This is a genomic window from uncultured Holdemanella sp. (assembly GCF_958348295.1).
Taxonomy (GTDB): Bacteria; Bacillota_I; Bacilli_A; order Erysipelotrichales; family Erysipelotrichaceae; genus Holdemanella.
Genome location: NZ_CATVYQ010000066.1, coordinates 1 through 8,015, shown reverse-complemented (window position 1 = coordinate 8,015; position 8,015 = coordinate 1). Strand labels below are relative to the sequence as shown.

The following is an 8,015-nucleotide window of genomic DNA, read 5'->3' as shown; positions in this document are numbered from 1 at the left end:
ACCATTCTAGACGCCAACACTAGAATGGTTTCTTTTTCTATACGAACCGTACAATCAACAATCTTTTCTACATTATTCATTTTCTTAAGTGATAAAATTAAACTGTAAGAAAGAAGGTGGCCCCTATGTGGAACAGACAACAAGTTAAAGAACAAGCCAAACAAATCATGAAACGAAATTATTGGAAGATGTTTGTGGTTACATTACTTGCAGGAACATTGTCTGGTGAAAAAACAACGATTATTGAAAGGATACAAGATTTTGCATCAAACAATCTTTCTTATGATGCTCAGCCTATATTTTATTCATCTAATTTTGAACTTATATTTTATTCATTCATTTCTGTTGCCAGTATTCTTGGAATCCTCTATACAATCTTTATTGGTAATGTCATTGTAGTTGGAAAAAATGGATATTTTATTAAGAACCATGATAAGAATCCTGAACTTGGTGAAATCTTTAGTGGTTTTAAAGGTAACTATTTAAATGTGGTAAAAATCATGTTCTTAATGGATCTAAAAACCCTACTATGGCTATTCCTATTTATAGTACCTGGAGTTATTAAAGCGTATGAATATTCTATGATTCCATATCTATTGGCTGAAAATCCAAATCTTTCTGCTTCCCAAGCTTTCTCTTTATCTAAACAAATGACTACTGGACAAAAGATGGATTTATTTGTCTTAGATTTATCCTTTTTAGGATGGATTATTTTAGGTGCACTTTGTTGCGGAATTGGACTACTATTTGTACAACCATATCCAGAAGCCACGAAAGCCGAGGTTTATTTGATTTTAAAGCAAAGAATATAGGAGGAAATATGTATGTTTGAAAAAGTTGATATTCACAGTCTAAGCTTCAATCCTTTTGATAAGATTGGAAAAGACTGGCTACTCATCAGTGCTACAAAAAACGGTAAAACCAACACCATGACCGCATCATGGGGGACACTTGGTCACTTATGGAATAAGGATGTTGCGATCATCTTTATTCGTCCACAAAGATACACAAAAGAATTCGTTGATGAAAGTGATACGTTCACCCTATCTTTCTTTGATGATAAGCACAAAGAACTATCTTACTTAGGTACAAAATCAGGTAAGGATGAAGATAAGATTTCAAATGTGAACTTTCACGTTGAAATGGTAGATGGAAACCCTACATTTAAAGAGGCAAAAGAAGTCTTTATTTGTAAGAAGCTCTATGTTGGAAAATTAGAAAAAGAACATTTTTTATTGCCTGAAATTTACGAAAAGAATTATCCACTCGATGATTTGCACTATGTATATATTGGAGAAATTACAGATGTCTATTCAAAAAAATAAAATTATTCATATCAATAACGAACACGTATTCGGTGCTACTACACTAAAAGATATAACACTTCCTGAAAAGAACAATACTGCACTACATGTATGTATCAATCCAAAAGCTGTTATGATCAACCGCAAAAGATTAGCTGAAGAATTAAATATGCCCCTAGATAACTGGGCACTTCCTTGGCAAAAACACACAAACAATATGGCCCGAGTTGCTTCTAGTGATAAAGGTAAGGGGGCCTATGATAAAGATACAAGCATTATGAATGTAGATGCCGTATATACGACAGAATCCAATATTCTTATTGGCGTATTTACAGCTGACTGTTTAGGCATTCTAGTCGTTGATGAAACAACACCATGCATATGTGCCATTCATTCTGGATGGAAAGGAACAACTTTAGAAATTACTAAAAAATGCTTAAGCGAATTAATTGAAAAAGATTTGATTCATCCTGAATCATGTCATGTGTATTTTTCTCCAAGTATTCAATATGATTCTTTAGAAGTAGGTATGGAAGTTGTTGAACTAATGAAACAAATCAGCATAGACACAACCCCATTCATTCGTTATATGCCAAACGAAAAAGCTTATATTGATAATCAAGGTATCAATATTGAAATGTGTAAAGAATTAGGTATTCCAGATAAAAACATTCATCCAAGTAAATATGATACCAAAAAAGAGCTCGACACTTGTTTCAGCTATCGTAATGATAAACAAACAGGCGAACACTTTACATTTGGATATATTAAATAAACCCAAGTTAGCAGCTTGGGTTCTTTTGCCTTTCGCGAAGACGATTATCTAAATTGACCTTACGATAGATTTCAGCATGCAGTTCATAGAAATCCATAGATTTCAATATGTCCTTTTTTTCTTTCGAACAATCCGGTCTGTCTAGGTAGTATAGAAAATGTGAATCTTGACACATATAGACTACCACGGCAAGCCCACAATCGAGGACATACGTTCTGGCATAAACATTTTTAGGATTATGAACTAGTTCTCTAGCGAAATCTTCTGGTTCAAGATGGACGACTGTACACATTTTTTATACCTCCTTTGACACTTGCATTATGTATGAATGATTGATTCTTCTCAACACTTTGGATTAAATATTTAGTTTTCCAAGTTTTATTTTATGATTCAAAAGATTTTATATCATTTTGAGTTGGCTACAAAAATTTTAATCTTTAATGCAATCTCTTGTCTTAATTCCAATACATTCATATTTCTTAATTCTTCTTTTTTAGAAACATCAACATCTAAACGATCCAAATAATAAAAATCATCACCTTCATAATATCCATACACAATACCGGCAATGCCATTATCCAGAACAATTGCGGTGGGAATCAATTGTTTCTTCTTTTTCATCATTGCCTTCGCAAAATCTATTGGATTTAATCGAACTACCATATCTATCACACACTTTCTTTAGACAACCTCATTATGAACAAAAACAAGATTTAATTCATCAATAATCCTTAAATAATTTGTATTTCAATTTATTTATTCATTTTCAAAAGTTTTTATATATAATTTAATTGGATTCAAAAGAAAAAGGTGAAATTATGTCAAAGAAAAAAGAAGAAAGACAACTTCAGATTCGACAAATTCTAGAAGAAAAAGAAAAAATAAAAGTTACAGAACTAGCTAAATTACTTTCTATCACTCCAGAAACACTACGCAAAGATTTAAGTGAGCTACAAGAAAGAAAAATATTAGTTCGAGAACATGGGTATGCCAAGATTCAAAGTTCTTCTGTTGAAACATTTGTTGAATTAAAAGCACAAGAAAACAGAGAAATGAAAAAAGTAGTTGCCTTAGAAGCATTTACGCGAATTGAAAATGGCATGACTGTATATTTAGATTCGGGAAGTACAATTCTAACTGCCATAAGCGTTCTAAAGAATAAGAATGATATTACCATTGTCACCAATTCAATTCTTGTAGCTTATGAATGTGCCAATATGAATTTAAATATCATTATGGCTGGCGGTTTATTATTTAATATAGGAAAAAGAACCTATGGACATTTTGCGACAGAAATCATTGACCATTTAAACATTGATTTAGCCATCATGGGAACAGATGCATTTACCGAAAAAAGTCATGGATTCACAACTATTTCTGCGGATGAATTAGGTTTCAAAAGACATGTCATGAATCAATCTGCACAAAAGATCATGGTTTGCGATTCTAGCAAGGTCAATAATAAGACAAATATTGCACCTTATGCCTTTTGTAAGTTTAATGAATTTGATGAACTCATCACAAACCATTTAACTTGCGAACAATATGATGTCGTAAAAACAATCAAGAAAGTAACACAGGTATAGTTTATGTCCAAAAAGAAAGATGAAAGACAGTTCAAAATTCGTCAACTTATACAAGACCAACATAAAATCAAAATATCCGATTTGGCTACTCATTTTAAAACTTCAGGCGAAACAATCCGTAAAGATATAATTGAACTTGAAGATTCTAAAATCATAAAAAAAGAACATGGCTATGCGCTACTTCTAGAAGAACCTGATGAAATGCCCATTTCATTAAGAAATCAAGAATATATCGAAGAAAAAAAACAAATCATGAAACAAGCCTGTACCTTTATCAAAGAAGGAATGGTTATCTATTTAGATGCCGGTAGTACATGTCTTGCAGGTATTCCTTTTCTTCAATCCATTCATAATATTACGATTGTGACAAACTCCATCTTTGTAGCCTATAAATGTGCAAGACTGGATATGCACGTTATCTTAATTGGTGGAAACATTTCCAATAATGCCTATCGATCTTATGGTAATTTTGCCAGCGAAACTATTGATTATATTCATATTGATGTTGCGATTTTAGGAAGCAAGGGATTCAAAAACAACGACGGATTTACAACTTATGAAAATGAATATGAATTAAAACGGCATATTCTTCAACAAAGTGAAAAAATCATTGTGGTAGCTGATAAAAATAAATTTAATGCACACCCTGAATACACGTACTGTAAATTCAAAGAAGTGGATGTATTTATTTCAAATAAATTAACTAAAGAAGAAAAATCTCAAATCCAAGTGATTCCAAAAATAATAGAGGCAGAAGTTTAAACACTTCTGCCTTATGCATATGGATGATCAATTGTGAGAACCAAATAAATCTTTTTATCCGATTGGATATGTTTTAGAAGCATTGCCTCTATTTCTTCCTGCGTATACTTTTCTTCAAATGGAATCACCAAATCAAACACTAAATTCACATGTGTTGGTCCAGATACAATTCTAAAATCATGAAATCCCCATTTTGGATCAATTTGATGAATCGCTTCAACTACTTTTTCACGATACAACTCAGTCTCAGGATCATTTACCTTTACTGGATCCATATGTAAAACCAAATCAATATTCATATTTTCTTTCACTTCACGCTCAATATTATCAATATGATCATGCGTTTCAAAAATATCTTTTGAAGAATCCACTTCTACGTGAGCACTCGCAAAAATCTTATTTGGACCATAATTATGCAACATCATATCATGTACACCTATAATTGCAGGATGTGCCATAATCCTATCTACAATGTTGTGTACAAGTTCAGGATCCGGTGCTTCTCCAATTAAAGAATTAATCATATCTCTTAATAATCCATAAGCTCCATAAATGATAATACCTGAAACTACAATACCCATATATCCATCTAAATTAAAATGTAAAACAGGTGACAACAATGTAGATACAAGAACTGCCATTGTTCCACACACATCACTAATTGAATCCAATGCGGATGCTTCTAATAAGCTTGAATCATATGTTTTAGAAAGTTTCTTATTGTATGTATACATCCAGAATTTAACTATGATAGAAACCAAAAGAATAATGACCGATGCCAATCTAAAATCAATACTTCCTGGATGAATCACTTTAGAAATGCTTTCTTTTGCGGTTTCAAAGCCTAAAACTAAAATCAATATTCCCACGAATAATGATGCGATTGTTTCTGTTCTTTCATGACCAAATGGATGATCTTTGTCTGCTGGCTTATTTGCGAAATGAAAAGACAAAATTGAAATGATGTTTGATCCAGCATCCGTTAAATTGTTTACACCATCCGCTTGAATAGAAACCGAATGTACAATGGTACCAATAACAAATTTGATCACAAACAAAAACAAGTTATTCAATATTCCAACAATTCCAGATAGTTTTCCAACACTTGTTCTTACATTGGCATCTTTTGTATCTTGATAATTCTTTATAAATCTACACACTAAAAAATTCATTATTTATCACCTTCACGTCCTTAAAGTATAGCTTACGCCAAAAGAAAATACAAAGCGTAATAGGTAGTATTATATAACTTTTAATTGCAAGTTTTTATGAAATCGTATACATTTTATGTATTGGAGGTGTATTTGTATGATCAATAAAATTGAGGTTTTGGCTGCCGATGTAGATATGACTTTAAGTGCTAAAAGCAGTCCCTTACCTGAAATCACAATACAAGCTTTAAAAGAACTACATAAAAGAAACGTAAAAATAGGTCTTGCGACAGGACGTGAAATCACTGAAGCAGAAAAAACAAAAGGTATGTTCTGGACATTAGGTTTCGAATTTGATTTCATCATTGGGATGAATGGCGGTATGATCTATGATCGTAACCTAAACAAAACATTTACGATGGATATGTTGAGCGTTGAAGAAATGAAAGAAATTCTAACTTTCTTAATGCCAATCATTGAAGAAAACAAAGTATCTGTAAATGTTGAAGGAAATCAATTACATAATGTTATGAACATTAATAACCATCTGCTTGATATGTCAAAACGAAGAAATATTCCATTAATTGACAAGACAGGAGATATTGATGGTTTCTGTGAAAAACCTGTTTATAAGTTCCTATTTAGAACAGATTCAAAAACAACACAACTTATTCGTAATAAAGTAGAAGAACACTATAAAGGTAAATATCAAACAATTGAAACATTCCCAGGAACGATTGAACTGATGTATAGTGGTTTCTCTAAAGGAAGAGGATTAGAAATGTATTGTGAATGGAACCAAATCAACTTAGAAAATACAATTGCGTTTGGCGATAATGAAAACGATAATTCTTTACTACTCACAAGTGGATGGGGAGTCTGTCTAAAGGATGGTAATCCAAACACAAAAGCATTAGCGGATGACATTACTGACTATGATTGTCTTGAAGGTGGTGTTGGACATTATATATTTGATCATATATTAAACAACAAGGATGTGGAATTTTAAAAATCCACACCCTTTTTTAAAAAAACATTATGTAATAGATTGGAACGTAAATGATTTTACCTTTTTGACTAATCATTCTCTCATTCGATACAACATAGCCTTTTTGAATATGGTAATCCTCACTATTCACAAAATTATTCAATGCACTATGTACTGTATAATCTTTTCCTGATTTCACCTCAATTGGAACAACAGAAAGTGAATCATAATCATCAATCAAGAAATCAACTTCTCCTTTATTTCGATTATCATAATAATACAATTTTTTGCCATGTGCCTTTAATTCACTGGCAGCAATTGTTTCATATACAGAACCTAAATTAATACTTTTTTGATCATCTAAAATCGCATTAATATTATTTCCATATAATATGCCCGTTAAAATCCCAACATCATTTAAGTATAACTTTATTAAATTCTTACTTGCAGATTCAATCAAAGGAAATTTTGGATTTGAGATAGCTTGTACATTCAAAGCGATTCCTGCACTAACTAAATATTCAAATTCTTCTTGATAGTCATTAAACGTTTTACCTCTTTTTCCCTCTATATTCTTAACAACAACTCGCTTTTTTTTATTTTCCATATTAGATGGAATTAAATCATAAATTCGACTGATTTTAAGTTTATTTTCTAAACTATATTTAGAGGCATCTGATGCATAATATTCGTGAATTTCAGCTTGAATATTTCGAACAGATACAATATTCTTCTCTGACAAATACGTATTTATAGCGTCAGGCATACCACCCACCAACAAATATTTTTTAAACAAATCCATCATTTTATTATGCATGGACTCATCTAATTCTTCTAAATGATTAAATTTATTTCTTAATGTCGAAATAACAAATTCGTTCATCCCATTCGCGTATAAAAATTCTTCAAAATCCAAAGGATACATTTGAATCTTTTGAATACTACCCATAGGAATCGATGTGGTTTGCGATAAAGTAACCCCCAACAAAGATCCGCTTGCAATATATGTAAATCGATTGTCCTGGGATAAAAATTTTAATAATGTTAATAAATGAGGATACGCCTGTATTTCATCAATAAATATCAATGTATTTTCTTTTTTTTGCATTTTATTCCCTGCAAGCATACTGACCTGTAGATAAAAATCTTCTACTGTCCTTACCTTTTCAAACAAGCGATTCCCTAAAGAATCTTCAATCATATTGATTTCGATATAATTTTCAAACAGTTTATTTCCCACATACCTTATGATATATGTTTTCCCAATTTGACGAGCCCCATCCACTAATAGGATTTTGTTTGAACCACTCTTTAAATGTTGTTCAATTGTACGTTCAACCTTTCGATAAAGCATATTTCACCTCCAAAATGACTTTTCAATATAATTTTATACACATTATAATGACTTTTCAATATACTTTAACCGCTATTTTTATGACTTTTCAATAT

General features: G+C 31.4%; 10 protein-coding genes. 6 read left to right on the top strand and 4 right to left on the bottom strand.

Annotated elements, in window-relative coordinates; genetic code table 11:
* Window positions 1–125 precede the first annotated feature (125 nt).
* From Q3907_RS09900 to Q3907_RS09890, 3 genes are read left to right on the top strand one after another with little or no spacing between them, the layout of a single operon-like run.
* On the top strand, window positions 126–812 hold the full coding sequence (locus Q3907_RS09900; protein WP_295647442.1) for a DUF975 family protein: 687 nt from the start codon (window positions 126–128) through the stop codon (window positions 810–812).
* A gap of 12 nt (window positions 813–824) precedes the next feature.
* Entirely contained in the window at window positions 825–1,325 is a 501-nt protein-coding gene (locus Q3907_RS09895) for a flavin reductase (protein ID WP_295647441.1), read from the top strand.
* A complete protein-coding gene (locus tag Q3907_RS09890) occupies window positions 1,306–2,079 on the top strand; it encodes a polyphenol oxidase family protein (RefSeq protein WP_295647440.1) in 774 nt (257 codons plus the stop codon). The genes Q3907_RS09895 and Q3907_RS09890 overlap by 20 nt, the downstream gene beginning before the upstream one ends.
* 7 nt (window positions 2,080–2,086) lie before the next feature.
* Here the strand turns inward: Q3907_RS09890 and Q3907_RS09885 are convergent, their stop codons facing one another.
* Entirely contained in the window at window positions 2,087–2,371 is a 285-nt protein-coding gene (locus Q3907_RS09885) for a hypothetical protein (RefSeq protein WP_295647439.1), read from the bottom strand.
* A 113-nt stretch (window positions 2,372–2,484) separates the two neighbouring features.
* A complete protein-coding gene (locus Q3907_RS09880; protein ID WP_295562647.1) occupies window positions 2,485–2,742 on the bottom strand; it encodes a hypothetical protein in 258 nt (85 codons plus the stop codon).
* Window positions 2,743–2,897: 155 nt separating this feature from the next.
* On the opposite strand from Q3907_RS09880, the gene Q3907_RS09875 reads away from it, so the two are divergent.
* Complete coding sequence (locus Q3907_RS09875; RefSeq protein ID WP_301898157.1) at window positions 2,898–3,665, top strand: DeoR/GlpR family DNA-binding transcription regulator; 768 nt, start codon at window positions 2,898–2,900, stop codon at window positions 3,663–3,665.
* A 3-nt stretch (window positions 3,666–3,668) separates the two neighbouring features.
* Complete coding sequence (locus Q3907_RS09870; protein WP_301898156.1) at window positions 3,669–4,427, top strand: DeoR/GlpR family DNA-binding transcription regulator; 759 nt, start codon at window positions 3,669–3,671, stop codon at window positions 4,425–4,427.
* A gap of 11 nt (window positions 4,428–4,438) precedes the next feature.
* Here the strand turns inward: Q3907_RS09870 and Q3907_RS09865 are convergent, their stop codons facing one another.
* A complete protein-coding gene (locus tag Q3907_RS09865; RefSeq protein WP_301898154.1) occupies window positions 4,439–5,599 on the bottom strand; it encodes a cation diffusion facilitator family transporter in 1,161 nt (386 codons plus the stop codon).
* A gap of 136 nt (window positions 5,600–5,735) precedes the next feature.
* On the opposite strand from Q3907_RS09865, the gene Q3907_RS09860 reads away from it, so the two are divergent.
* Entirely contained in the window at window positions 5,736–6,587 is an 852-nt protein-coding gene (locus Q3907_RS09860) for an HAD-IIB family hydrolase (RefSeq protein ID WP_295643140.1), read from the top strand.
* A 16-nt stretch (window positions 6,588–6,603) separates the two neighbouring features.
* Here the strand turns inward: Q3907_RS09860 and Q3907_RS09855 are convergent, their stop codons facing one another.
* Window positions 6,604–7,920: an ATP-binding protein gene (locus Q3907_RS09855; RefSeq protein WP_295643137.1), complete on the bottom strand. Its 1,317-nt coding sequence runs from the start codon at window positions 7,918–7,920 to the stop codon at window positions 6,604–6,606.
* Window positions 7,921–8,015: the final 95 nt, after the last annotated feature.

What these genes read in the sequence shown, in the direction of transcription:
- Q3907_RS09880 (WP_295562647.1), bottom strand. Translation starts at nt 2,742, where the DNA reads ATGGTAGTTCGATTAAATCCAATAGATTTTGCGAAGGCAATGATGAAA.
- Q3907_RS09860 (WP_295643140.1), top strand. Translation starts at nt 5,736, where the DNA reads ATGATCAATAAAATTGAGGTTTTGGCTGCCGATGTAGATATGACTTTA.
- Q3907_RS09895 (WP_295647441.1), top strand. Translation starts at nt 825, where the DNA reads ATGTTTGAAAAAGTTGATATTCACAGTCTAAGCTTCAATCCTTTTGAT.
- Q3907_RS09855 (WP_295643137.1), bottom strand. Translation starts at nt 7,920, where the DNA reads ATGCTTTATCGAAAGGTTGAACGTACAATTGAACAACATTTAAAGAGT.
- Q3907_RS09890 (WP_295647440.1), top strand. Translation starts at nt 1,306, where the DNA reads ATGTCTATTCAAAAAAATAAAATTATTCATATCAATAACGAACACGTA.
- Q3907_RS09865 (WP_301898154.1), bottom strand. Translation starts at nt 5,599, where the DNA reads ATGAATTTTTTAGTGTGTAGATTTATAAAGAATTATCAAGATACAAAA.
- Q3907_RS09870 (WP_301898156.1), top strand. Translation starts at nt 3,669, where the DNA reads ATGTCCAAAAAGAAAGATGAAAGACAGTTCAAAATTCGTCAACTTATA.
- Q3907_RS09875 (WP_301898157.1), top strand. Translation starts at nt 2,898, where the DNA reads ATGTCAAAGAAAAAAGAAGAAAGACAACTTCAGATTCGACAAATTCTA.
- Q3907_RS09900 (WP_295647442.1), top strand. Translation starts at nt 126, where the DNA reads ATGTGGAACAGACAACAAGTTAAAGAACAAGCCAAACAAATCATGAAA.
- Q3907_RS09885 (WP_295647439.1), bottom strand. Translation starts at nt 2,371, where the DNA reads ATGTGTACAGTCGTCCATCTTGAACCAGAAGATTTCGCTAGAGAACTA.